The organism is Geomesophilobacter sediminis (genome assembly GCF_016458275.1).
In the GTDB taxonomy this organism is placed as follows: Bacteria; Desulfobacterota; Desulfuromonadia; order Geobacterales; family Geobacteraceae; genus Geomesophilobacter; species Geomesophilobacter sediminis.
On sequence record NZ_JAEMHM010000001.1, the window covers coordinates 41860 to 66537 of the forward strand.

Here is a 24678-nt window from a genome sequence, read left to right on the forward strand (position 1 = left end):
ATTGATTGATTTCCCCGGCGCGGCGGGACGCGCACTGGGGTCTGGGGGGAGTTTATGCAGAAACATGGATACCGGTATACGGGGGAGCTCCTGCTCCTGGCGCTGACCGCGTTTGGGCTTGTGATGGGGCAGCCGGGAGAGGTGCAAGCCTACCCGCAGTACACCCTGGATTGCGGCAGCTGTCACAAGATGCCGCCCTTGGATTCGGGGCGCGCCACCAAGGACAAGCTCACCGGCGCGGTACCGGGGAACCACCAGACCCACGCCAGCGCCGCGAAGAACTCCTGCATCGAGTGCCACGGCAGCGCGGTGACCACCTACACCAACTCCCACGGTAACAAGAAGATCGAGCTGGAGCCGGGCATCGGCTACGGCCAGCCCTTCGTGAACCAGACCTCGCTCCCCATGCTGGCGACCTGCGCCACCGCCCGCTGCCATTCCGACGGCAAGGGAACCCGTCTCGCCACCCCGGCTTGGGGCGGAACCCCCTTTGCCACCCCCGCCGACTGCAGCCAGTGCCACGGCGTGGCGCCGGCATCCGGCAACCACCCCTCCGTCTCCGGCGCCGGCAAGAAGCACGGCGTCTACTACGGGACCGGGACCTCCTCCTGCGACAAATGCCACCCGAACCACCTGGCCGAGGGAAAACCGTTTTCCCACGCCACCTCGGCGGACCATCGCGCCGTGGCGGTCGGCTTCGGTGCGGCCCCCAACAGCGGCGGAAGCTATAACGGGACCAGCTGCTCGGTTATCTACTGCCACAGTAACGGCAAAGGGGTGTACGCCCCGGCAGCGTGGGGAGGAACCCTTCCCGCGGACTGCAGCGGCTGCCACGGCACCGCCGCCTCGGGGACCCTCTCCGGCAAGCACGGCCGGCACGCGACTGCAAACGCCCTGGTGGGCAGCGGTTACGGCTGCGTCGAGTGCCACGCGAGCACCGTCTCGGACAACACGACCGTCGCCACCCCCGCCAACCACGTGAACGGCCTGATCAACTACTCCGGCGCCCGCGCCGGACGCCTGGCCGCCGGAAGCTGCTCCAGCGTCTACTGCCATTCCGACGGCAAGGGTAAGTACCGGGTGCTCGCGGCCAGCGACTGGGTCGCCGGGGGAGCGCTCAGCTGCAGCTCCTGCCACGGCTCCGACCCCGCTCCCGCCTTCGCCAGTGTCGCCGGCGAGCCGAACTATCCCAACGCCGGCGCCGGCCTGGCCGGCGCGAACACCCACCAGAAACACGTAGGCGGCCCCGCCGACTGCGCCGCCTGCCATGGCACCACGACCGCCGACGGCACCACCATCCTTCCCGGTGCCGCCCACGCCAACGGGGTGATCGACGTCGTCGCCGGCAGCGGGAAAAGCTTCTCCTACGCCGGGAAGACCTGCTCCAACGCGAGCTGCCACGGTGGCAACGGCATCGTCGCCAACGTCCCCGCCGCCACCTGGGGGGCGACCCTGGACTGCTCGGGGTGCCACGGCACCGCGACCTCCAATACCCTCTCCGGGGTCCACGGCAAGCACGTGAACAACGCCGCGCTTATCGGGACCAACTACGGCTGCGTCGCCTGCCACGCCAAGACGGTCAGCTCCGACACCACCGTTGCCAACCGGGCGAACCACCTGAACGCCATGGTGGACTACTCCGGCGTGCACGCCGGCAAGTACAGCGCCGGGAACTGCTCCACCGTCTACTGCCACTCCGACGGCAAGGGAAGGATGAAGAGCTTCGCCGCGGGCGCCTGGCGGACCGGCGGGGCGCTCTCCTGCAACGGTTGCCACGGCTCCGACGCCGCTCCGGCCTTCACGAGCGTCGCCGGCGAGCCGAACTACGCCAACGCCGGGGCGAGCGCCGCGCTGGCCAACAGCCACAAAAAGCACGTCTCCATGGCCGGCGACTGCCAGTCCTGCCACGCCACCACGACCGTGGACGGGCTCACCATCAAGCCGGGGAGCGCGCACACCGACGGGACCATCGACGTGGTCGCCGGTAACGGCAAGAGCTTCTCCTACGCCGGCAAGACCTGCTCCAACGTAAGCTGCCACAGCGGCAACGGCATCGTCGGGAACGTCGCCCCGGCCGCCTGGGGCGCCACCTTCGACTGCTCCGGCTGCCACGGCACCGCGACGTCCAACACCCTCTCCGGGGTCCACGGCAAGCACCTGAACAACGCCGCGCTTTTGGGGAGCAACTACGGCTGCGCCGACTGCCACGCATCCACCGTCTCCGACAACGTGACCATCGCCAAACCGGCAAACCACGGCAACTCGCTCTTGAACTACTCCGGCGCCAAGGCCGGCCAGTGGAACGGGAGCAGCTGCGCCAACGTCTACTGCCACTCTGACGGCAAGGGGGCGGTGAAAACCCTCGCCGCCAACAGCTGGACCACCGGCGGGGCCATCGGTTGCAACGGCTGCCACGGCTCCGCTGCCGCGCCGGCCTTCACCGCGGTCGCCGGCGAGCCGAACTACGTGAACGCCGGGGCCGGGCTGGCCGGGGCGAACACCCACCAAAAACATGTCGCCTCTGCCGCGGACTGCGTCTCCTGCCACGCGACCACGACCGCCGACGGGCTTTCCCTCAAAGCGGGCGGGGCCCATACCAACGGTGCGATCGACGTGGTCGCCGGTGGCGGCAAGAGCTTCTCCTACGCGGGCAAGACCTGCTCCGCCGCAAGCTGCCACAGCGGCAACGGGATCGTCGCCAACGTCGTTCCCGCGACCTGGGGGGCGACGCTCGACTGCTCCGGCTGCCACGGCACCGCGACCAGCAACACCCTTTCCGGCAAGCACGGAAAGCACGTGAACAACGCGGCCTACCTCGGCACCAACTACGGCTGCGCCGCCTGCCACGCCAAGACGGTCAGCTCGGACACGACCGTGTCCAATCGCGCCAACCACCTGAACGCCCTGATGGATTACTCCGGCGCCAAGGCCGGCAGCTGGAGCGCCGGCAACTGCGCCAACGTCTACTGCCACTCGGACGGCAAGGGAACGGTGAAAGCCCTTTCCGCCAACGCCTGGATCTCCGGCGCACCCCTTTCCTGCAACGGCTGCCACGGCTCCGACGCCGCACCGGCCTTCGCCGCGGTTGCCGGCGAGCCGAACTACGTAAACGCCGGGGCCAACCAGGCCAAGGCGAACAGCCACCAGAAACACGTGGCCGCGGCCGCCGACTGCCAATCCTGCCACGCCACGACGACCGTCGACGGGATCTCCCTGAAACCGGGGAGCACCCACACCGACGGGGTCATCGACGTCGTCGCCGGAAACGGCAAGAGCTTCGCCTACGTGGGCAAGACCTGCTCCAACGCGAGCTGCCACAGCGGTAACGGCATCATCACCAACGTCGGCGCCGCGACCTGGGGGGCGACGCTCGACTGCTCCGGCTGCCACGGCACCGCGACCAGCAACACCCTCTCCGGGATGCACGGAAAGCACGTGAACAACGCCGCGCTGGGGAGCAACTACGGCTGCGTCGACTGCCACGCGAACACCGTCTCCAACAACACGACCATCGCCAAGCCGGCCAACCACGCCAACTCGCTCGTCAACTACTCGGGCGCCCGCGCCGGCCGGCTCAACGCCGGAACCTGCTCCAACGTCTACTGCCACTCCGACGGCAAGGGGAGCGCCAAGGTCCTGGCCGCCAACGCCTGGACCGCCGGGACCCCGATCGGCTGTAACGGATGCCACGGCTCCGACGCCGCGCCGGCCTTCACCTCGGTCGCCGGGGAGCCGAACTACGCCAACGCCGGCACCGGGCTGCCGGGCGCCAACACCCACCAAAAGCACGTCGCGTCCGCCGCGGACTGCCAGTCCTGCCATGCCACCACCACCGTGGACGGGGTGAGCCTCAAGGCGGGGGCGCCGCACGCCAACGGCGCCATCGACGTCGTCGCCGGCAACGGCAAGAGCTTTACCTACGCCGGGAAGACCTGCTCCAACGTGAGCTGTCACAGCGGCAACGGCATCCTCGCCGCGACCAACGCGTCGACCTGGGGGGGCGTGCTCGGCTGCGCCGGCTGCCACGGCGACGCCGCGACCCTTACCACCAACGCCCACGCCAAGCACACCGCCGCGATGGGATATGCCTGCGCCGTCTGCCACAGCGCCACCGTCTCCGGAAACAGCACCATCGTGAACGCCTCGCTGCACGGCGACGGCGTGATCGAGGTGGCCGGCTCCTTCACCTTCAGCTCCGCCGACAAGAGCTGCGCGACCTCCTGCCACGGCACCGGGACCCCGAAGTGGAACGTCGCCGCTTCCGGCGCCTGCGGGTCCTGCCACGCCGCCCTCTCCACCACCGGCGGGATCATCGCCACCGGGGGGCACGCCGGCCACTACAGCGCCTACGGCCCCGGGCTGGACGGCGCCAGCGGCAACTCCTGCGCCGCCTGCCACTCCTACACCGGCGAGACCGCGTCGACCCACGCCGACGGCAGCGTGGAGCTCGCCTCGGGCTTCAACAAGAGCGGCACCTGCGGCAGCTGCCACCGCCAGAGCACCAACTGGACCGGCGGACGGGTCAGCTGCGAAAGCTGCCACACCACGGTCGGCGGCGACAAGGCCACCCTTTCCGTCATCGCCGGGGTGACCGCACCGGACGTCTCCCAGGCGGCGGTGAGCGGCCACGGCAAAGCGGGCATCGCCCTTGGCTGCGCCTCCTGCCACAACGACAGCGGAGCCCACATCGACGGGATCGCGGGGAGCAACAAGCGGCTTCTGAACGCGCTCACCGGGAGCGTCAACACCGAGTGCCGTTACTGCCACGACGACGCGACCAAGGTGGCCACCGCCTCCTTCCGCAACATGAGCACCCACGTCACCGTCAAGGGGGGGAACCAGGACATGGCCTGCGCCCAGTGCCACGATCCGCACGGGAGCACCAACCTGGCGCAGATCAAGACCCTCATCAACGGCAAGACGATCACCTTCACCGACGCTTCGGCCGGCTACGTCGACACGACGACCAACCAGGGGCTGTGCCAGGTCTGCCATACCCAGACCAACCACTTCAAGGCGGGAGTGGCCGAAGGGAATCACCCGACCAAGGACTGCCTCACCTGCCACAAGCACAACGCGGCCGGCGGCGCCTTCAAGCTGACCAGCTCCTGCGACGCCTGCCACGGTTATCCGCCGGCACCGCGCAACGTGGCGGGGCTCAGCTTCGGGACCATGGGTAACTGGTCGTCCGCCCGCTTCGAGGAGTACTCCGGCGGCGGGGGCGCCCACCTGATCGCCGCGCACGTCTCCCCCAACGCGAAGCCCTCGGAAGGGTGGGTGAACTGCGCCGGCTGCCACAACGGCGGCAAGACCGCGAACGCCCCCTACCACCTGATGGCCACGCCGATCGCCTCCCACGTGGAGAACGTCCACATGGAGATCGATCCGCAGCTTCGCTTCAGCAACGACAGCTTCCCGATCTACACCGGGGCCCGGCTGTCCAGCGGCAACAACCAGACCGGGAGCTGCTTCAACGTAAGCTGCCACTTCAAGCTCTCGCCGCGCTGGAGCACGGAGAAGTAGTCCGGGAAGACCGGACCCGCCGGCGCCCGGCGCCGGCTGCTGTACGCAAAGCCCTTATTGGTTATATAGAAGGAGCCGACACATGAAGAGCTACCCCATCCCGACCTCCCGCAACACGATGGCGATACTCGCAAGGCTGTTGCTGGTGATGGCGATAATCTCCGGAGGAGTCGCGCAGGCCGCCTCGCAGTACACCCTGCGCTGCGACGATTGCCATACCATGCCGCCGCTCGATTCGGCCAACGGCAAGCGGGACCCTCAGACCGGGGCCTTCAAGGGTAACCACCAGGGGCACTCCACCTCCACCGCAACCTCCTGCACCCGGTGCCACGGCGCCGGCGTCACCAGCTACGGCTCCGGACACGCCACGTCCAAAGAGATCAAGGTAGACGGCAACATCAACAACTCCCCGGCCGGCGGGACCTACACCCGAAGCTTCGTCAACCAGACCTCGCTCCCCCCCAATCCGCTGGGGAGCTGCTCCAACGTCAACTGCCACTTCGAGGCGCTGAGCCAGCCGTGGGGGAGCGCCCCCTATGCGACCGCCGCCTCCTGCGCCGACTGCCACGGCAATGCGCCCGCCGACGGGAGCCACCCCGCCCTTTCCGGCTCCGGGAAGAAGCACGGCGACTACTACGGGACCGGCGCCGCCTCCTGCGTCAAATGCCACCCGGACCACCTGGCCGAGGGGAAACCCTTTGCCCACGCCACCTCCGCCGGCCACCGCCCGCTGGCCCTTTCCTTCACCGCCCCGGTGGCGGGGGGAAGCTACTCCTTGACCGCAAACCTCGCCTATCCCAACTATCTGCCGAGCCAGACCGCCGCGGCGGCCAGAAACGGCAACTGCGACAACCTCTACTGCCACAGCGACGGACGGGGCGGCTACCGCCAGGCCCGGTGGGGCGGCACCCTTCCCGCCGACTGCACCGGCTGCCACGGCGGCAACGCCAGCTCCGCGGCGATCCTCGCCACCGGCAGCCACAGCCAGCACGTGAACAACGCCAATGCCACCGGTAACGGCACCAACCTTGGGAGCAACTACGCCTGCGGGCGCTGCCACAGCGCCACCGTGGCGGTCACCAGCGACCGGGCGGTCACCGGCCTGGGCTTTCACGTGAACAACAGCCGCGACGTCTCCTTCCCGGAAGGGGGGAGCTACGCGGGAGGTGCCTGTGCCACCGTCTGCCACTCGGCCGGCAAAAGCGCCGCGCCGCAGCCCGCCGCACCGACCTGGGGGGGCGGGGCGATCTCCTGCAAGGGGTGCCACGGCGCCAACGGCGGGGACGGCGGCTTCGTGAGCCAGTTCGGGGAACCGAACTACGCGAACGGCGGGGTAGGGAGCCCGCTGGCCAACAGCCACTCGGCAAGCCACATGGTGGGTAGCGCTGCTTCCTGTCAAAACTGCCACGCGGCCACCACGGCGGACGGGGTCTCCATCCTCAACGGCTCGACCGCCCACACCGACGGGGCCATCACGGTCGCCTTCGCCCCGGCCTACGACCTGGGGGGGGCCGCCTACGCCGCGGCCGACAAGAGCTGCTCGGCCACCTACTGCCACTCCGACGGTAACGGCGGCGCCGCACTTGCCAGCGCCAAGTGGGGCGGGACCATGACCTGCCGCAGCTGCCACGGCGGGGACGCGGCCAGCGCCGCGCCGATCGCGACCTTCCGCCACGGCGCCCACATGAACAACTACTCGACCCTCGGGCGGGGGAACAACCTCCTCTGCGCCGAGTGCCACGCGAAGACGGTCGGCTTTGGCGACAACACCACCCTCACCAACCCGGCGAACCACGTGAACCGCTTCAAGGATTACTCCGGGCCGCGCGCCGGCGGGAGCGCCGGATACGCCGCCGGCGTCTGCTCCAACGTCTACTGCCACTCCTCGGGCCAGGCGGTTCCGGTGTTCAGGAACCTGACCGGGAGCAAGAACTGGAAAGGGAGCGCCAAGCTCGACTGCTCCGGCTGCCACGGCTACGGCCCGGGCGAATTCGTACCGGTCGCCGGGGAGCCGAACTACCCGAGCGCGCCCGGGGCGGAGAACAGCCACTTAAAGCACACCGTCGGGGCCGGCATGGCCGACTCGCGCGGCTGCGCCGCCTGCCACCGGACCACGGTCGACGCTGGCGTCGCCGGCAAGCTCCGCGACTACTCCTCGGCGCATCTGAACGGAAGCCGCGACGTCACCTTCAAGGTGATCGGGAACTACTCCGGGCACTACGTATCCCAAGAGAAGAGCTGCGCCAACACCTACTGCCACGGCGCCGGCAAGTCGGTCGCCTGGGGTACTCCGGGGCCGCTTTCCTGCACCTCCTGCCACCGGGCCGACGCGACGCTGGCCGGCCGCCACGGCAGCCACTGGGAGTCCACCTCTCCGGCCTTAAGCTACACCGCGACCACCGGGAACCGGACCGGCACCGCCTCCGCTTACGCCTTCGAGTGCTCTTCCTGCCACGCCGGAACGCATGCCGGAGGGCCGGTTGCCGGGGGGAACGCCGCCGAGGTCTTCTTCACCTACACCGCCCGCGGCCTCAAGGGGAGCTACAGCTACGGCGCGAGCACCGCGGTGGACGGCACGCTGCAGTGGTCCAACGGTTCCTGCAGCACCACCTATTGCCACAGCAAGGGGGACGGCACCGAAGGTTTCGGCTCCGCCGCCATGACCTGGGCCTCCCCGGCCAAGACGCTGCGCTGCAACGGCTGCCACGGCGGCGACGCCTCCAAGCCGAACATGATCGACACCGGGTTGCATCGAAACCATATCGATCCGTCCAGCAACAGCTCGCTGGGGGCCGGTAACGGCCGGATGTGCGCCGAGTGCCACGGCAAGACCGCCGCCTTTAACAACAACACGACGCTCGCCGACAAGCGCAACCACATCAACAAGTTCAAGGACTACACCGGCATCTACGCCGGCGGCAACGCAAACTACAACCAGGCCACCAAGAGCTGCGCCACCGTCTACTGCCACTCGAACGGCAAAAGGGGAACGGCCGTCAGCCAGTACCGCGACCCGGCCGCCTGGAACAGCTCGGCAACCCTGGGCTGCAACGGCTGCCACGGCCAGGCGGCGGCTCCGGACTTCCCGTCGGACGCCAACCTGGGGACCCCGAACTACGCCTCCGGCCCGGTCGGGAGCAACACCGCCAACTCGCACAAGCTCCACGTGCAGAAGATGGGAATCACCACGGCCAACGCCTGCTACGTCTGCCATGCGAAGACCATGGACAAGTACGCATTAAAGTTCCGCCCCTACTCGACGATGCATATAACGGGCGGGACCAACATCGTCTTCGGCTCGATGCAGGCGACCGGCTTCGAACTGATCAGCTCGGTGGCCAAGGCGAACTACGCCAAGACGACCCGCACCTGCTCCACGGTCACCTGCCACAGTAACGGCAAGGGGGGCTACACCGACGTGCAGTGGGGGGCGAGCACCAACTGCGCCCTGTGCCACCCGATGAACAAGCTTTCCCGCGGGCACAGCTTCCACGTCTACACCGGGGCAGCGAACACCCCGACGGTCTACAACAACTTCACGGCGAACCGCTCCAACAGCGGCGTCGCCCCGGGGAGATACAACTACGGCTGCGCCAACTGCCACCCGATCAACAACCCGAACCACATGAAGGGTAAGGTCCTCATCGACCTCACCCCGGGGAGCGCCGCTTCGGTCGGGACGCTGCGGGCCAAAAACGGCGCCGGGATCACCGTTGGAGGGGTCGCTGCCGGCACCGCCGGTTCCGGCACCACCGTGGTCGGCAACGCGCTCACCTGCGACAACGTCTACTGCCACTCCAACGGCTACGCGACGAACCCCGTCTACGCGACCACCCCGGACTGGTATGCGGGGAGCTTCACCGGCGACCGCTGCGCCGCCTGCCACGGCAACTGGCCCAACGCCACCATCGCCGGCTCGCCGACCCACTACAACACGAGCTGGGGCGGAACCGGCCAGCCGGGCGGTCACCTGATGGGGATCCACCCGAACTGGATCGCCAACGGCGCGAACTTCACCGGGATCGCCGCCCCCGGTACCGGCGACATGAACAGCCACGGCAACGGCAGCTACTCGACGACCATCGGCTGCAACACCTGCCACTGGTCGACGGTCCAAAGCGCCGCCAACGGCGGCTCGGCGCAGTGCGCGGCGGCCTGCCACAACCAGAGCGCCAACAAAGCCAGCGCCGTCATCTTCGACCGCGCCAAGCACGTGAACGGCAGCGTGGAGGTCGCCTTCCAGACCGGCGTGACGGTCAAGTCCAAGGCGCAGCTTAGGCCCTCCAGCTTCGCCACCGTCTCCTCCGCGACGCTGTGGCATAGAAACGGCACCTACAAGACTGCCGGCACCAGCAGCTTCGATGCCTCCAAGCAGCTTTTGGCCGCGGGAAGCTACGCGGGCGGGACCTGCAGCACCGTGATCTGCCACTTCAACAAGCCGGTCACCTGGAGCATCCCGGCGGGGAGCATCACCTGCCAGAGCTGCCACCAGTCCATGTAAAAGGGTACGAACCGATATGCAGAGAGAACCGGATTCCATGAGATATACACGTACGGTCAGCAGGGGAGTTAAGCCAGTGAACAAGGTGAAGACGAGACGACAGAAAGCGCTGGGCCTTTTCCGCGGCATCGCGGGAACCCTGGCGGTCGCCGCAGCGGCGACGCTGTTCGGCGGGACCCCCGCCCACGCGGTGAACCCCATCATGCACAACAGCTCGAGTACCCAGTCCAAGTACTGGGGGGGGAGCTGGGGAAACACCCCCTTGAGCCAGTACGGGCAGTTCACCTGCAACACCTGCCATACCGCCGGAGCGCCGAGCGGCAATGCCAAGGGGATCCGCAGCACGATCACCATCGGCGTGAACCAGCGCAGCGTCGTCTTCGGCTCCTACACCGCGTTCGGTGACGACAGCGGGCACACTTCGTCCAACCACGTCTGCGACGTCTGCCACACCAAGACCTCGCACCATCGTTACGACAACTCGGCCAACGGCGCAAACCACAAGGGGAACGTCGACTGCACCTCCTGCCACCTGCATTCCAACGGCTTCCGCTCCGGTGAGTCCCCGGGCGGTAGCTCCTGCGACGGCTGCCACAGCGATCTCTACCTGAACGCCTCCGGCTACGGGATGCACAGCAATACCCCGGGGGTGAGCTACAAGCACTACCTGGACAACGCGAAGACCACGAGCGATGCCACCCTCACCGGCGGTACCTTCGGGACCAGCTGGTACGCCACCAACGTCCCCAACTCGACCAACGTCGCCCCCGCGGCGCGGCGCTGCCTCATGTGCCACGTGGACCACGACCAGTTCAAGGGGAACCGGGCCTTCAACCTCCGCCCCAACGTCTCCACGGTGCCGAACCGCGGCATGAACCGGGACGACAACCTCTGCCTGAGCTGCCACGATACCGAGAAGACCAAGGCGGTCATCGGACCCAACGGCGAGACCAAGACCATGCCGATCCCGTATCCGAACCTCGCCTACGGTAACGCCACCACGGTCCTGAACAACTCCACCCACGGCTATTCGGTGACGAGCACCTACGGGGACGGCACCACCTTCAACGCGGTCTGCGTCAAATGCCACAACGACTCCATCGGGCGAAACGGCGAGGGACCCAAGAGCTCTTACGCCGCGCAGAAGGGGACCAACAAGTTCGGCGAGCACAACTCGACGGTACCGGCCCGCTTCGCCATCTTCGGCAACGATTTCTACCAGCGGCCGGCCTCCGGGACCAGCCTGACCCTGAACAGCACCAATAAGACGGTCCAGGTGGTGCCGAGCCCGAACTGGGATACCGATGTCTACCAGGGGTTCTATGTCGTGATCACCAACGGCAGCGGCGCCAACAGCCGGGCGGTCATTACCACGAACACCGGCGACACCCTCACCCTGGGGAGCTGGCCGACCGGCATGGACAATACCTCCATGTTCGACGTCGCCGACGACAACCTCCCCATCGAGAACGTCTGCTTCAGCTGCCACAGCAAGAGCGGCGAGGAGAAATCGAGCGGGGCGAACCTCGACTGGTACGGTCAAAAGAGCATGACCAGCTCTCTGGAGGGGATCTACGATATCTTCGTGGGGGATTCGGGGCGGCTGAACGCTGCCATCAGCCGGAGGACCTCGGTAACCGTCTACCTGACCAGCAACACCTGGACTTCCACCTCCATCAAGGGATACCGGCTCTGGACCCCCGGCGGGGCGCGGATCATCAATGCGATAACCGCCGGTCCTACTTCCAGCGGCAACGCCTCCTATCCGTACAGCTACACCCTCACCCTCGCCTCCAGCCTTACCTCGGCGGCGGGCAGCGTGCAGGTGGTGAAACCGGCAGCTCATCCGCTGGACGGCTTCGCCCGCCACGAGAGCGACGAGCGGGTAAGTGCCGGCCCCGGGTGGAACAAGGGGGACACCGGTGTCTCCGTGACGGCGAACTCCGCGACCGCCGCCACCCAGATTACCGATACCACCAAGACCTGGTCCGGCTCCGAGTTCAACGGACTGACCATCACCTTCCCCGGGGTCTTCGATGCCAACGGCAAATGGGTGACCTCCACCGTCAACGGCGGCGCCGCGGGCACGATCACCTTCAATCCCTCGGTTAGTGGCCTCTCCACCACCGGCGGCGACAACTACTTCATCGGCACCCGGCACGTCTCCTGCGCCGACTGCCACAACCCGCACGCATCGTTCAAGAACCCGGAGGGGACGGTCTCCTCGGCGACCGCCACCACGCTTACCGACAGCTCGCTGGTAAACGTCAACGGGTGGACCGACAACATCTGGGCCAGCCGGCTGATCAAGGCACGCAGTTCGGCAGGTTACGAGCAGCTCCGTTTTGTAACCGCCTTCAACAAGGCGACCGGGACCTACACCGTTTCCATACCCTGGACCACCATCCCGGACACCACCTACAGCTACGAAATCCAGATGGGCGACGTCTGGACCAGCGTCGGCCAAAGCGGCGGCCGCGCCGGCTCCGGCTCCTCCGGGGTCTGGGGTGTGGTTCCCACCGGCTGGAGAAAGCCGACCACCTACGGCAACATGACCGGCGTGGTCGGGCTGCGCAAGATCCAGAACGTCTTTGACAACCTGAGCACCACCGGCCTGGGCGGTTCCACGGTTGCCGGCCAGCGCGACCTCTGCGTCAGGTGCCACAGCTCGTATGCCTTCGGCAACGTCACGCCGATGCTCCCCTCCGGCGGCCCGGCGGCGAACTCCAACGCCCGCGGCACCGACGTCCTCGACGAGTTCAACCCGAACAACCCGGCTCACCACGCCGTCTACACCCGAGGCCGGAACCAGCCGATCATCGCCACCGGCGACGTCGCCGGCGGCAAGAGCGCCTACAACGGCCACTGGCCGGCCTTTGGCTCGGCCACCTCGTCATCCTACAACTACCACAAGCCGGCACTGGGGGGGGGGAACGACACTACCAAGACGGTCTCGATCAACACTTCCGGGGTGGTTACCTTCAACGCCTCCATCCCGAGCACGGTCCGTCCCGGCTGGATGATCTACATCAACGGGGCTAACGGCGGCGCCGCCCTGTCCCAGGGCGCAACCAAGGGGTGGTTCGAGGTGGCCACGGTCGACTCATCGACCCAGGTGACCGTACGGCCCAAGCCGACCGCGAGCTACAGTAACTCCTATTTCAAACTGACCGCGGGACTGGGGAACAACTTCGTGCCGCCGGTAGGTCCTTGGGCCATCCTGCGCTGTACCGACTGCCACGGCTCGACCAAGACCGATCCGGTCGGCCCCCACGCCTCGATCAACAGTTGGCTGATCAAGTCGCTGGACACCTCGCTGAGCTTCGACTGGTTCAACGGCTCCTCGGTGGTCTCCGTCACCCCGAACACCGGGGCGGTCAGCACGATCTTCTGCTTCAACTGCCACCGCCGCGACGTTTACGGCGATGCCAACTCCTACAACGACAACACCGCCATCGGGACCAACAAGATCCCCTACCGCAGCTTCACCCGGCTCGCGCACTCCGGGGGGACCGGCCATCCGGACGGGACGAGCCTGACCGGCTTTTTCACCCAGGACACCCGCCTGGTGTCGACCAGTGCGCTGACCTGGAAGGACGTGACCTGCCGGCACTGCCACGTGGGCGACAAGATTGGCGGGATCCACGGGACCAACGCCGTGGCGAGCAACGCCACCGCACCGAACAACAGCAAGGGGCAGGGGAAGCGCTTCCTGAACGGAGCGAGCTGGAACGGCTACAACATGCCGGCCACCGGGTCGGCGACCTGCTACACGGTCAACACGAACTCGGTCTCCACCTGCGGTCGCACCACCTACAACACGACGACCTCCGGGGTCCTCTACAACTACACGAGCGCCCGGTAGCAAGCGCTTCACACCTGTTTTGAACCGCAAGGGGGGCTTGGCGACAGGCCCCCCTTTCCGTATCGAGCCGTTTAGCTTCCGCCTCGTGGAAAAAACAATTGCGCAAAGCGGCCCGGGCAAGGATAATGGCGGGCCTTCTTTTTCATAGGCGGGGGGAGTTCCCAGGGCGGATGCTGAAGCTGTTGATATCCAGAAAGATTGCGCTGTACCTCTTGGCCGCGGTCCTCGTCGCGCTGCTGATCTCCGCCTTTCTTCCCAACACCTACACCCTCTCGCCGGAGCGCTGGCACGATCTGCAGCTGCACGATCCCGACCGCTTCTGGATCTACAGCCACTTCTCCACACCATATCTGGTCCGGACCCCGCTCTTTCTGGGCGTTTCCTTCCTGCTCTGTCTCTCCACCCTGGCCTGCACGGTGGACCGGCTGGTCAAGGTGGGAAAGGCACGAGCGGTACCGTTCGAAACGGAAAAGGTCTTCTCCTTTTCGGTAACCCGCTGTGCCGCTGAGGACCTGGAGACTCTCCGGGAAAAGGTCCAGCGCTTCCTGGCCCATGGGAAATGGGAGGTGGGGTGCGAGGAAACGGCCGAAGGTGTGATCCTGTCCGGGCAGAAAGGGCGCTCCGGTTTGTGGGGATCGATCCTCTTTCATGCCGGCCTCATCGCTTGCTTTGTTGCCGGGCCGGTGACCGTGCTGGGCGGCTTCCGGGGCGAGCTGATCGTCACCGGAGACACCCCGGTCTCTCTGCGCTCCACCGTCGTTGCGCTCGAAGGATACGACGCCGCACGGGTCCCCGACCTGCAGGTCGAGGTGAAGCGGCTGCGGGGTGAATACTACCGGGGGGAGTACCGGTACGATTTTGGTGGCATCCTCGCGGTGACCGATCCGAAGGGGAGTCGGGAGCTTCCCTTTTCGGTGAACCGGGCGGCAAACTACGAGGGATACCAGTTCAGTCTCAGCGAATACGGCAGTGCGCCCCGGCTCGTCCTGGAGCGTGACGGCCGCCCGTTCTTCGATTACTACCTGAACCTCAGGCATCCGGAGGAGGGGGACTACTTCGACTTGGACGGCGGGGTCCGGGCCATGGTCATGTTCTTTCCGGACTTCGTGCAACAGGGGGAACGGATCGGGACCAAGTCGAAGCGTCCCGACCATCCGGTAACCCTGGTACGGCTTTTCCGGGGGGACCGGCAGGTTTTCCAGGGACTGTTCCAGCCCGGGGATGAGGCGCTCTGGGAAGGGGTCCGGATCCGGGTCCCGGACTTCCGGCACTGGGTGAGCCTCACCGTCACCAGCGAGCGAGGGGTACTCCTGGTGATGCTCGGCTCCCTGCTCGGGGTGGTGGGGCTTTTCATCCGTTTCTTGAGCAACGAGCGCCGGATCGAGTTCACCCTGGCCCCGGCAGGGGAGGATGCTGCGGAATATCGGAGCACCTGTACCATCCGTGGCTACAGCAGGTACTATCCGGCCTTTCTGGAGAAGGAAGTGCTGGCCATTGATGAAGCAATGGACAATGAACAATGAACTATTCTCGTTCCCAAGCTCCAGCTTGGGAACGGCTGGCCGGGCGAAGCTCCAGCTTCGCTAGGGATTGGTCATAGAAATACGCGGAGGCGATCATTGATCTTTGATCATTGATCATTGAATAAATGGCTTTTTGGGAAGAGATATTCCTCTGGATCGCGGTCGCTGGGTACGCGGTTTCGTTTCTGCTGTTTCTGAACGCGCTCGTGTTCCGGAAGGAGCGGCTGCAGGTGTTCGGTTTCAACCTCACCGTCGCCGCGTTCGCGGCCCAGACGGTGGCCATCGCCGTGCGCTGGTACGTTACCGGCCACATCCCGGCGATGTATACCTACGAGAATTCCCTGGCCGGGACCTGGATCATCATCCTGACCTACCTGGTGCTGCGGCGGTTCTTTCCGCCGGCACGCCCCTTCGCGGTCGCGGTGACCCCGCTGGTCCTGCTCATTCTGGGCAACGGGATGCTCTCCGGCGGCGAGCTCCGCCCGCTGGAGCCGGCCTTCCGGAGCAACTGGATCTTCGTCCATGTCCTTTTTGCCTGGTTCTCGTTCGGCTCCTACCTCACCGCCTTCTGCTCGGGCGGCATGTACCTCCTCAAGGAGAAGTCGCACACCGGTTTTCTGATCCGGCTGCCGGAACTCAAACTTTTGGACGAACTCTCCCTGCGGCTCATCCTGTTCGGGTTTTTCGCCCAGTCGGTCATGATCGCCAGCGGCGCCATCTGGGCCCACGGGCTCTGGGGGCGGTACTGGGGGTGGGACCCCGTCGAGACCTGGTCGCTCATCTCCTGGCTGGTCTACGGTGCGAACCTGCACCTGCGGGTGACGTTGGGATGGACCGGACGCCGGGCCGCCTGGCTCGCGGTGCTTTCTCTTTTCGCCGTCATCTTTCTCTATTTCGGGTTCGGCCACGGGTCGAGCGTTCACACCGTCGTTTTCTGAGCCGGTCGCAGCCGCCGCGCTCGTTGCCATGAAGCTTCACCATCAAGGAGAGCGCCATGATTAACCGTCTGACACGTCTGTACGCCTTACTCTGTATCGGAGCGCTGCTGGTCCTCGGCTGCAGCGATAAGAAGGAGGAGGAAGTCAAAGCGTTCGTCGCGAACTACTGCAGCGTCCTGCAGGATACCTATGCCAAGGCGGACATGAAGCAGCTGGTGCCGCTTGCTACCGAGAAGGAGCTGAAGAAGATCTTCCCCCTGATCCAGGCGCTCAATGCCACCAACAACTCGATGCGCACCGAAATCGTCGACTACAAGATCGTCCGGACCAAAGTCGCCGACAACGAGGCGACGGTCCGGACCGACGAGAAGTGGCGTTACTGGTGGGTGGACCGCACCTCCGGGCTGATTACCAAGCAGAAGCAGGAGGAAAGCTACCAACTCCAGTACAACCTCATCAAGGTGGACGGCCGGTGGCGGGTCGACTCGGTCCAGAATCTGAAAGAATGAACCGGCGCTTTTTGATCCTGCTCCTCACGGTCCTGCTGGCCTGGCCCCTTTCCGGTTGGGGAGAGGACCGGGCCGACCTCTACCTGAAGACCGCAGACAAGATGCAGGCGCGGGGCTATCCAGAGGCGGCGCTTGACTACCTGGACCGGGCCATCGAGATCCGCCCGGATCACGTCCGCGCCCTGTTGAGCCGCGGCTTTCTGCACCTGGGCCGGGGCGAGGTCGACGCGGCGCTGGCCGATTTCAGCCGGGTAATCGAGATCGAGCCCGGGGAGCCGGCCCATTACGTGACCCGGGGGCTGGCACTGAACCAGAGCGGAAAACGGGAGCCGGCCGCGGGGGACTTCCGGAAGGGGTGCGAGCTCGGCGACCAAAGCGCCTGTGACCTCTTGCATGAGATGAACCGCTGATTCGGGCCGCATCGGTGGTGGCGCGAGGGGCGGTTGTATATTAAAGTTTCCGGATCGTTTTCCCGCCCGGAGGCTCGCTCCCGGCGGACAAGGAGCCGGAACATGCCCGAGTTGCCCGATCTCACCGTTTTTGCCCAATCCCTCCAAAAGCTCGTCCTTAACCGTGGCATCGTCGATGCCGCGTACCTGCGCCCGAAACGGCTCAACGTCCCCCCGGAAACCTTCCGCAAGGCCCTGGTCGGGCACCGGTTGACCGAGGTCCGGCGCGTCGGGAAGGAGATTCTCTTCGTCCTCGACGACGGCGCCTGCCTCACGGTCATGCTCATGCTCGCCGGCGGCTTTGCCTGGAGCCGCGACAATGAGCTCCCCCGGTCCCCCATCCTCACCATCCGCTTCGACTCTCAAGACATCCTCTCGGTCACCGATCCGCAGTCGCTGGTCATGGTGAACCTGAATCCCGACCTTTCCGGGCGGGCGCCGGACGCCCTGGAGATCACTCCGGCCCTGCTCGCCAAGATCTGCCGCAGCAAGCCCCGCTCTTTGGTGAAGGCGCTTTTGATCGATCAGAAGCTGATCGGCGGGATCGGCAACGCCTACTCCGACGAGATCCTCTGGCGGGCGCGGATCGCTCCCCACTCCCTGGCCGGCAAGCTCCCCGATGCCGCGGTCGAGGAACTCGCCCACTGCATCGTCTCCGTGCTCACCGATGCGACCAAATACCTGGAGCAGCACCATCCCGGCATCCTGGCCGGCGAGGTCCGCGACTTCCTCTCGGTGCACGGCCGATCCATCAAGAGCTCGCCGACCGGCCGTCCGGTCATCGTCGAGCAGATCGCCTCGAAACGGACCTACTACACCGACGAACAGATCCTCTATCGCTGACCCAGCGCACGTTTCCCCCCCCGAAAAAACGAAAGCCGCCGGTCCTCCCGCTGCCCGAGAAACGCCGGCGGCTTTCGTTTGCATGCAATCTAAAAAAAATCTTGTTAACGTGCTTTGATTGGCGTACTTTATTGCTCCGCCTCCCGTGACCGGCGGGGGGATGATCGATGACCGGCGAAAAACTGCATCGCGCGGTGCCGGCCCGCTCGGGGCCGACCGCAAGGTGCAGCCAGGGAACGTGCATGTCTGGTATTCAATATCCCAAGAGCATGAGTCTGAAGGCGAAGATGGTATTGGCCGTTGCCGCCATGTTCGGGCTCTTTTTCTTTGGTGCGCTCTATCTCGCCTTCACCTATTTCGAGCGGATCGAGAAGGAATCCATCGCGGTCCAGCAGCAGACCCTGGTCTCGACCCTGGCCGACAATATCGAGTCAAAACTCAGCATCGCTCAAAAAGCGCTCCTCGCGGCGGCTCCCGGGATCCCGCCCGGGGCCTGGCACGACCCGGTGGCCGCCCAGCGCTTTCTCGACGAGCGGATCTCCCTCAAATCGATCTTCGACAACAACCTGCTCTTGATCTCCCCGCAAGGGCGCATCATCGCCGAACAGCGCTACCTCCCGGGGCGCCGGGGCAAGGACCTCTCCTATCGTCCGTGGTTCCGCAAGACCATGGAAACCGGCCTCCCCTACATATCCGACCCGTACTTCTCCACCCACCTCCCCAAACACCCGGCGGTCATGGTCACTGCGCCGATCTACGCCCCCGACGGGAAGATCAACGGCCTGTTCGTCGGGAGCTTCGACCTTTTAAGCGAGAACTTCCTCGCCGATCTCGCCAAAGTGAGCATCGGCCGGGACGGGTACCTCTACCTCACCGACAGTTCCGGGATCATGATCGTGCATCCGGAGAGCAGTCGCATCATGAAGCCGGCGGCGTCCGGCGCGAACACGCTTTTCCTGCGCGCCCTGAAGGGGTTCGAGGGGAGCGGTGAAACGGTGAACTCCCAGGGGGTCCGGGTACTGAGCACCTTCAAGCGGCTGCGCTCGACCTCCTGGATCCTCTCGGCCAATTTCCCGGTGTCCGAGGCCTACGCCCCCTTGCAGCGCGCCAAGGCGTACTTCCTGCTGATGGCGCTTCCGGTCACCGGTCTTTTGATGGTGGTGACCTGGCTCATCATGAAACGTCTCATGGCCCCGCTGGCGGCCTTTACGCGCCACGTGCGCAATCTCCCGCAAAAGTCCGGGGAGGAGCGGCACACCCCGATAGCATCCTCGGAGGAAATCGGGGTGCTCGCTTCCGCCTTCAACGCCATGATCGACACCCTCGACATCCAGCGCGAGGAGTTGAAGCGGCAGAACCGGACCATCGAGGACGAACGCGCCTTCCTGCGCTCGCTCATCGATGCCATCCCGGACATGATCTTCTTCAAGGATCGCGACAGCGTGTACCGCGGCTGCAACGAGTCCTTCGCCCGCCACTTTGCCGGGGTGCCCAAGGAGGAGGTGATCGGGCGCAGCGACTACGATTTCGCGCCGGCGGCGGTCGCCGAGCATTATCGCCGCTGGGATCGCCGCACCTTGGAGTCGGGGGAGCTCAGCCGGCTGGAACAGTCGGTTGAACTGCTGCAGGGACGCCGGATCCTGGTGGAGACCATCAAGGCGCCGTTTCGCGACGCGGCCGGCGTTATCGTCGGGGTGATCGGCATCTCGCACGACATCACGGTACTGCACGAGCAGAAGGTGCTTTTGGAGCAGGAAGTGGCGGAACGCAAGGCGGCCCAGGACGAACTGGCGCTGCGGCAGTTGGAGCTCAAGGAGCTGAACCGCTCCCTTGAGGAACGGATCATGTCCACGGTGATGGACCTGCGCCAGAAAGACCAGGCCCTGGTATTGCAAAGCCGGCTCGCGGTGATGGGGGAGATGATCAACAACATCGCCCACCAGTGGCGCCAGCCGCTCAACAACCTCGGCCTGATCGCCCAGTACCTCGGCGAGGAGGCGAAGACGGAGACCCTCGATCCCACCGACGTGCGCGAGCAGGTCACCGCGATCATGAATACCATCGACTACATGTCGCGCACCATCGACGATTTCCGGAATTTCTTCCGTCAGGACAAGGAGAAGCGGATCTTCAACGTGAGCAGCGTGGTGACGAGCGTCCTGGAGCTGATCAATGCGAACCTCAGGTGCCACGACATCAAGGTGGACGTGCAGCTGGACCAAAACATCACCGTCGAGGGGTACCGCAACGAATACGCCCAGGTGCTGCTGAACCTGCTGGCGAATGCGCGCGACGTGCTCGTCGAGCGCAAGGTCAAGGGGCCGCGCATCTCCATCTTCCTCGGGGCCGACGGCGACCGGTCGGTGCTGCGGGTGACCGACAACGCAGGCGGGGTTGCCGAGGAGATCCTGCCGCGGATCTACGACCTTTACTTCTCCGGGAAGGAGTCCGGGACCGGCAGCGGTATCGGCCTCTACATGTCGAAGGTGATCATCGAGCAGAATATGGGGGGGGCCTTGAGTGCCCGCAATGTGGGGCAGGGCGCGGAATTCACCGTCTTGGTGTGAAGGGAGATCCAGCGACGTGCGGATTGGGACCGGGGCGGGTTGAAGAGAGAAGGGTGGAGGGGACGTTGCTTGCGTGCAAGATGGATTGCGTTACCGGTCAAGCCCGCTGCTTTTCCCGGATCATGTTGACGATTTCCCGGACGAAGGCGGCGTCGCAATTCTCGCTGCAGCGTTCCAGGTCGTCCTGGTCCATGCAATGGCGCGGGCAGTCGGGACTCGTGTCCATGCGCTCGGTAAAGCGGGGTCCCTGGTAGAGGTCGACGAAGTCGCGCGCCTCGAAAACGATGCTGGAGATGCAGTTCTCCTTCTTGTGGGTGAAGAAGAAAAGCCCGAATTCCAGCTCCTTGAAGTCGACCTTGTAACCGTTGAGCTGGACATCGGGGTCGCAGAGAAATTCGTCCCTGGTTCGCCAGATGGTAAGGCACGTCGGGCACTGCTTGAAGATCTGAATGGAAGTCATCGTATCCCCCTGCCTTTTCCGTTTTACTACCGCCCCCAGTTTACCTTAATCACTTAACTTTTACAAAACAGACCCGATTGGTCCGGGTGCCCCCCGATCGGGGAACACCGCGGGTGCCGCGGCGGCGCGCTTTACCTTGGCGCGTAAATGATGTACAAGGTCAGGTCCGTATCGGTTCGCCTCTCCCCGTGGCGTGCCGTCTGAAGGAGGGATTCATGAAATCTGTTGCCATGCGCCGCGCCGGTGCCGTTTTGATACTGATGCTGACCTTTGCGGGGACCCTGCCGACCGGCGCTTGGGCCGGCTCCCGCGACTTTCTCTGGAAAACGGTCAGCACCTGCCTCGATCCTTCCGCCGTCGATTACTGCGGGCAATGCTCGACGCCGCGCGCCGAGAAAGGGTGCGCCGGGCATGCGGCCTGCGGGGAGACGCTCCAGGTGCTGGCGGAGGCGAACAACTACGTGGCTTTTGCCGACCGCAAGATGTGCGGCTGCCCGGAGGGGTACTTCCACGCCCTGGCGATTCCCCGGGCGAAGGTGACCGGGGTGGAAGACCCGCACCGCCCGGAGGGGATCTGGTGCTTTGCGTGGGAGCTGGGGCGCCGGCGCATCGGTGACGAGACGGTCATGGCGCTGGTGGTGAATCCCCGTCTTTATCGCAGCCAGGACCAGTTGCATGTCCACGTCGTGAGGCTCAAGCCGGACGCGCGCCAGCGTTTTACCAAGCTGCCCCAGGCGCGGGTCCCCAATCTCGATCAGGTCTGGCGTACCGCCCGGGAAAAAGCAGAGGCGGCCAAGTTCACCGACTACGGTGTCCTGGTCGCCTCGTCCCCCGATGGGGGGTACCTGGTGGTGGTCGACCCGGTGAGTCCGGAAAAGGAATTCACCGAGGCGTACTGCCGGTAGTCATTGAATGCTGATCACCACCGCCGGGCACATCACCTCGAAGTCCCCGCTGGTGAAATCGGCCTCGATGAAGCCGCCGTTGGTCCAGTGGCGGATCGACAGCGTCACCTCGAAAACCGCCACCCCCTGGGGCGGGACCAGGAAGTCCCGGTACCTCACGTCGAAGGAACCGCCCACCCCGGTCGATTCGTAATCCCCCACCCCGAAGATCCCCCCTCCGTCTGCCGATAGAAACGCCACGTAATCGAACTGCGCCCGCTGTCCGGTCGGCGAGGTCGGCGGGTTGTTCCAGTATTCCAGGATTCCCAGCTCGGCGAGCATGCTGAGCATGCTGTTGTTGTCTCCGGCCTCGGCCAGGACGTCGCAGTAGCCGTTCAGGGAGAGGTACGACTCCACGTTGAGCACCACCGCGTGCTCGTTGGGGTTTTCCCAGACGAAGATGAAGCTCAGGTCGTCGTTGCCGTCATTGGCCATCGGGGTGTTCCACTCCCCGCTGATCTTGGCCACGTTGTTCCAGGGGGCAAAGAGGGAACTCGTCATGGTGATGCCGTCGGAAGGAAAGATGAACAGGGGGCGGTCCAGGACCACGAAGCTGAGATTCGGGCTCTCCTGGCTCTGGTTCTTCACTGCCGCAAGGTGCTCGACGGCGCGGCGCCGGCTGGTGATCCCGTAGGCCAGGGTGTCGCTTTGGGTTTCCGACTGCTTGACCATCGCCGCCCGCTGCTTTTCCAGAAAACGGCGCATCTCGGTCTGGTTCTGCTCCAGGATGCCGTCCAGCTCGCTGCTGCGTCCGAGGCTGTTCAGGCACGGCTCGAGGAGCTTGGCATCGAACCTGCCGCGGTGGGCGAGCAGGCGGGTACGTTCGTAGAAATTGGCCTGGCTGAGCAGCGTCGAGCAGCGCCGCCTTTTGTCCTTTGCCAGCGCCAGCGCCCCCTTCAGTTCCTCCTGCGTGAACTGTCTCATGGCCGGTCCTCCTTCCTTGAAGTTCCGGCCATTCTATCAGATGTTAAGTGATAGTTAATTCGTGCCGGGTGGCGAAGTTGCGGTCCGGAGGGGCCGGGGCTGACCTTGCCGCCGCTAGGTTGCCGTTTGGGAATGGTAATCGCTGAGATTGGACCGGATGAACTGCCGGACCTGCATCATGATTTTCAGGCGCTTGTGCAGGACCTCGCGTTCACCGGGATCGCTGCTCGCGGTGAGCCGCTGCAGCAGGTCGCGAAGATGGTGGTTGATGACGTCAAGTGGGTTGAGATGGCTTTTCTTCATAACATCCTCCTTGGGGGCAGGAAAAATCGAAAACCCAAATCGACCGATAGGGCGGGTTGTCGAGAAAGGGAAGGGCCGCGCTGCATTTACCTGTAGATGTCGGACTGGCGATGCCGGCAGCTAATCTTGTCGCAAGCGCGTCCTTTTCAAGCAAGCAGAAAGCTGCCTACCCGGTGGGAGCGCCTTTCCAGGCGCGAATATCGGCAACCGATACAACCGCCTCCGGCGGTTCGCGCCAGGAATGGCGCTCCCACAGAATGTTCGGCAGGTTCGTGTCGGTTGTACAAGAAGGTCGGGTCGGTCCTGCCTGCGGTCAAGAGACCTTGACTTCGATCTTGCGCGGTTTGGCAGCCTCGGCCACCGGGATCCTCAGGGTGAGGACGCCGTTGACGAAATCCGCCCGCGCCTTGGCATGATCCAACTCGTCGCTGATCCGGAACTGCCGGCGGTACCGGGCGAGTTCGAACTCGGTAAAGAGCGTGCGCCCCGGCATCGCTTCCGGTGCCTCCGCAGCGATGGTGAGCACCCCCTGGTCCACGCTCACCTCCAGGGACTCTTTCCCGGCGCCCGGCAGATCGGCGACCAGCATCAGCCCCTCTTCGTATTCGACGATGTCGACCGCCGGCGCCACGACGTGCCGGTAGCTCCGGGTTTCCTCGCCCCGCGCGGGGGAAGGTGCGTTGTTTACCATGACGTTTCCAGCCATCGTGATGACCTCCTTTCCTTAGGTTTTTGCCTTACGCTGCGGCAATTTCGATCCGGCGCGGTTTTTCGTGCGCTGCCTTGGGCATGGTGATGCGCATGATCCCGTCCTTGCACACCGCCGAGATCCTCTCGGCATCGACCTCGACCGGGAGCTCGATCGCCCGGGAAAAACGGCCCCTCCAAAGCTCCTGGCGGTGCGGAATCTGGCCCCGCTGCTCGAGAGCCGGTTTCCTTTCTCCGGATACGGTGACGGTGTTCCTGAGTACGGTTACCTCGGCCGACTTCGGGTCGACACCGGGAATCATGACGTCGAGGTAGAGGTTGTTTTCGTCCTCGCCGAGATTGGCGGGGGGGGAACGGTGTGCGGAAAAAAGGGGGGACATGGCCGCGGAGCGGGGGGACCCGGTGCCCCGGAAAGCCTCATCCATTTCCCTGCGCAGATTGTCCAGCTCCCGGTACAAATCAAAACTAGCCATGGTTGCTACCTCCTTTGCATTGCTTTTCTGCGCATAAAATAAGAAGCGCTTTTCCAAAATCAAGGGGGGCGCCGATAAAAAGTGCGACGGGTAAATCTGACGGTGATTCGGCCGGTTACGGCGGTGTTTGCGTGGAGGCGTCTCCGGC

Annotated in this window: 15 protein-coding genes; 10 read left to right on the forward strand and 5 right to left on the reverse strand. The window is 65.2% G+C overall.

The window, feature by feature from the left end; all coding sequences use genetic code 11:
* The first annotated feature begins 54 nt into the window (after nucleotides 1-54).
* From JFN93_RS00190 to JFN93_RS00230, 9 genes are all read left to right on the forward strand, one after another.
* Entirely contained in the window at nucleotides 55-5523 is a 5469-nt protein-coding gene (locus tag JFN93_RS00190; RefSeq protein ID WP_199381960.1) for a CxxxxCH/CxxCH domain c-type cytochrome, read from the forward strand.
* 82 nt (nucleotides 5524-5605) lie between these two features.
* On the forward strand, nucleotides 5606-10024 hold the full coding sequence (locus JFN93_RS00195; RefSeq protein ID WP_199381961.1) for a CxxxxCH/CxxCH domain c-type cytochrome: 4419 nt from the start codon (nucleotides 5606-5608) through the stop codon (nucleotides 10022-10024).
* Between the two features lie 76 nt (nucleotides 10025-10100).
* Nucleotides 10101-13889, forward strand: a complete 3789-nt coding sequence (locus JFN93_RS00200; protein ID WP_199381962.1) for a cytochrome c3 family protein — start codon at nucleotides 10101-10103, stop codon at nucleotides 13887-13889.
* A gap of 170 nt (nucleotides 13890-14059) precedes the next feature.
* Nucleotides 14060-15412, forward strand: coding sequence for a cytochrome c biogenesis protein ResB (locus JFN93_RS00205; RefSeq protein ID WP_199381963.1), 1353 nt, complete (start codon nucleotides 14060-14062; stop codon nucleotides 15410-15412).
* A gap of 125 nt (nucleotides 15413-15537) precedes the next feature.
* Nucleotides 15538-16350, forward strand: a complete 813-nt coding sequence (ccsA, locus tag JFN93_RS00210) for a cytochrome c biogenesis protein CcsA (RefSeq protein ID WP_199381964.1) — start codon at nucleotides 15538-15540, stop codon at nucleotides 16348-16350.
* A gap of 56 nt (nucleotides 16351-16406) precedes the next feature.
* Nucleotides 16407-16859: a hypothetical protein gene (locus JFN93_RS00215; RefSeq protein ID WP_199381965.1), complete on the forward strand. Its 453-nt coding sequence runs from the start codon at nucleotides 16407-16409 to the stop codon at nucleotides 16857-16859.
* A complete protein-coding gene (locus JFN93_RS00220; RefSeq protein ID WP_199381966.1) occupies nucleotides 16856-17269 on the forward strand; it encodes a tetratricopeptide repeat protein in 414 nt (137 codons plus the stop codon). Before JFN93_RS00215 ends, JFN93_RS00220 begins: the two co-directional genes overlap by 4 nt.
* Nucleotides 17270-17371: 102 nt before the next feature.
* Nucleotides 17372-18151, forward strand: coding sequence for a DNA-formamidopyrimidine glycosylase family protein (locus JFN93_RS00225; protein WP_199381967.1), 780 nt, complete (start codon nucleotides 17372-17374; stop codon nucleotides 18149-18151).
* 242 nt (nucleotides 18152-18393) lie between these two features.
* Nucleotides 18394-20718, forward strand: a complete 2325-nt coding sequence (locus tag JFN93_RS00230) for a cache domain-containing protein (protein ID WP_199381968.1) — start codon at nucleotides 18394-18396, stop codon at nucleotides 20716-20718.
* Nucleotides 20719-20815: 97 nt separating this feature from the next.
* Here the strand turns inward: JFN93_RS00230 and JFN93_RS00235 are convergent, their stop codons facing one another.
* Nucleotides 20816-21178, reverse strand: a complete 363-nt coding sequence (locus JFN93_RS00235) for a hypothetical protein (RefSeq protein WP_199381969.1) — start codon at nucleotides 21176-21178, stop codon at nucleotides 20816-20818.
* A gap of 215 nt (nucleotides 21179-21393) precedes the next feature.
* On the opposite strand from JFN93_RS00235, the gene JFN93_RS00240 reads away from it, so the two are divergent.
* Entirely contained in the window at nucleotides 21394-22083 is a 690-nt protein-coding gene (locus JFN93_RS00240; protein WP_199381970.1) for a CDP-diacylglycerol diphosphatase, read from the forward strand.
* Here the strand turns inward: JFN93_RS00240 and JFN93_RS00245 are convergent, their stop codons facing one another.
* From JFN93_RS00245 to JFN93_RS00260, 4 genes are all read right to left on the reverse strand, one after another.
* Nucleotides 22084-23046 (reverse strand): hypothetical protein, encoded by a 963-nt coding sequence (locus tag JFN93_RS00245; RefSeq protein WP_199381971.1) that lies wholly within the window; start codon nucleotides 23044-23046, stop codon nucleotides 22084-22086.
* Between the two features lie 114 nt (nucleotides 23047-23160).
* The gene (locus JFN93_RS00250; RefSeq protein ID WP_199381972.1) at nucleotides 23161-23349 is read right to left on the reverse strand and encodes a hypothetical protein; all 189 of its coding nucleotides are present in this window, start codon (nucleotides 23347-23349) and stop codon (nucleotides 23161-23163) included.
* Between the two features lie 313 nt (nucleotides 23350-23662).
* The gene (locus JFN93_RS00255) at nucleotides 23663-24055 is read right to left on the reverse strand and encodes an Hsp20/alpha crystallin family protein (protein WP_199381973.1); all 393 of its coding nucleotides are present in this window, start codon (nucleotides 24053-24055) and stop codon (nucleotides 23663-23665) included.
* 31 nt (nucleotides 24056-24086) lie between these two features.
* Complete coding sequence (locus JFN93_RS00260; RefSeq protein ID WP_199381974.1) at nucleotides 24087-24530, reverse strand: Hsp20/alpha crystallin family protein; 444 nt, start codon at nucleotides 24528-24530, stop codon at nucleotides 24087-24089.
* Between the last annotated feature and the right edge of the window lie 148 nt (nucleotides 24531-24678).

What these genes read in the sequence shown, in the direction of transcription:
- ccsA (WP_199381964.1), top strand. Translation starts at nt 15,538, where the DNA reads ATGGCTTTTTGGGAAGAGATATTCCTCTGGATCGCGGTCGCTGGGTAC.
- JFN93_RS00205 (WP_199381963.1), top strand. Translation starts at nt 14,060, where the DNA reads ATGCTGAAGCTGTTGATATCCAGAAAGATTGCGCTGTACCTCTTGGCC.
- JFN93_RS00255 (WP_199381973.1), bottom strand. Translation starts at nt 24,055, where the DNA reads ATGGCTGGAAACGTCATGGTAAACAACGCACCTTCCCCCGCGCGGGGC.
- JFN93_RS00220 (WP_199381966.1), top strand. Translation starts at nt 16,856, where the DNA reads ATGAACCGGCGCTTTTTGATCCTGCTCCTCACGGTCCTGCTGGCCTGG.
- JFN93_RS00260 (WP_199381974.1), bottom strand. Translation starts at nt 24,530, where the DNA reads ATGGCTAGTTTTGATTTGTACCGGGAGCTGGACAATCTGCGCAGGGAA.
- JFN93_RS00250 (WP_199381972.1), bottom strand. Translation starts at nt 23,349, where the DNA reads ATGAAGAAAAGCCATCTCAACCCACTTGACGTCATCAACCACCATCTT.
- JFN93_RS00225 (WP_199381967.1), top strand. Translation starts at nt 17,372, where the DNA reads ATGCCCGAGTTGCCCGATCTCACCGTTTTTGCCCAATCCCTCCAAAAG.
- JFN93_RS00240 (WP_199381970.1), top strand. Translation starts at nt 21,394, where the DNA reads ATGAAATCTGTTGCCATGCGCCGCGCCGGTGCCGTTTTGATACTGATG.
- JFN93_RS00235 (WP_199381969.1), bottom strand. Translation starts at nt 21,178, where the DNA reads ATGACTTCCATTCAGATCTTCAAGCAGTGCCCGACGTGCCTTACCATC.
- JFN93_RS00215 (WP_199381965.1), top strand. Translation starts at nt 16,407, where the DNA reads ATGATTAACCGTCTGACACGTCTGTACGCCTTACTCTGTATCGGAGCG.
- JFN93_RS00195 (WP_199381961.1), top strand. Translation starts at nt 5,606, where the DNA reads ATGAAGAGCTACCCCATCCCGACCTCCCGCAACACGATGGCGATACTC.
- JFN93_RS00190 (WP_199381960.1), top strand. Translation starts at nt 55, where the DNA reads ATGCAGAAACATGGATACCGGTATACGGGGGAGCTCCTGCTCCTGGCG.
- JFN93_RS00230 (WP_199381968.1), top strand. Translation starts at nt 18,394, where the DNA reads ATGTCTGGTATTCAATATCCCAAGAGCATGAGTCTGAAGGCGAAGATG.
- JFN93_RS00245 (WP_199381971.1), bottom strand. Translation starts at nt 23,046, where the DNA reads ATGAGACAGTTCACGCAGGAGGAACTGAAGGGGGCGCTGGCGCTGGCA.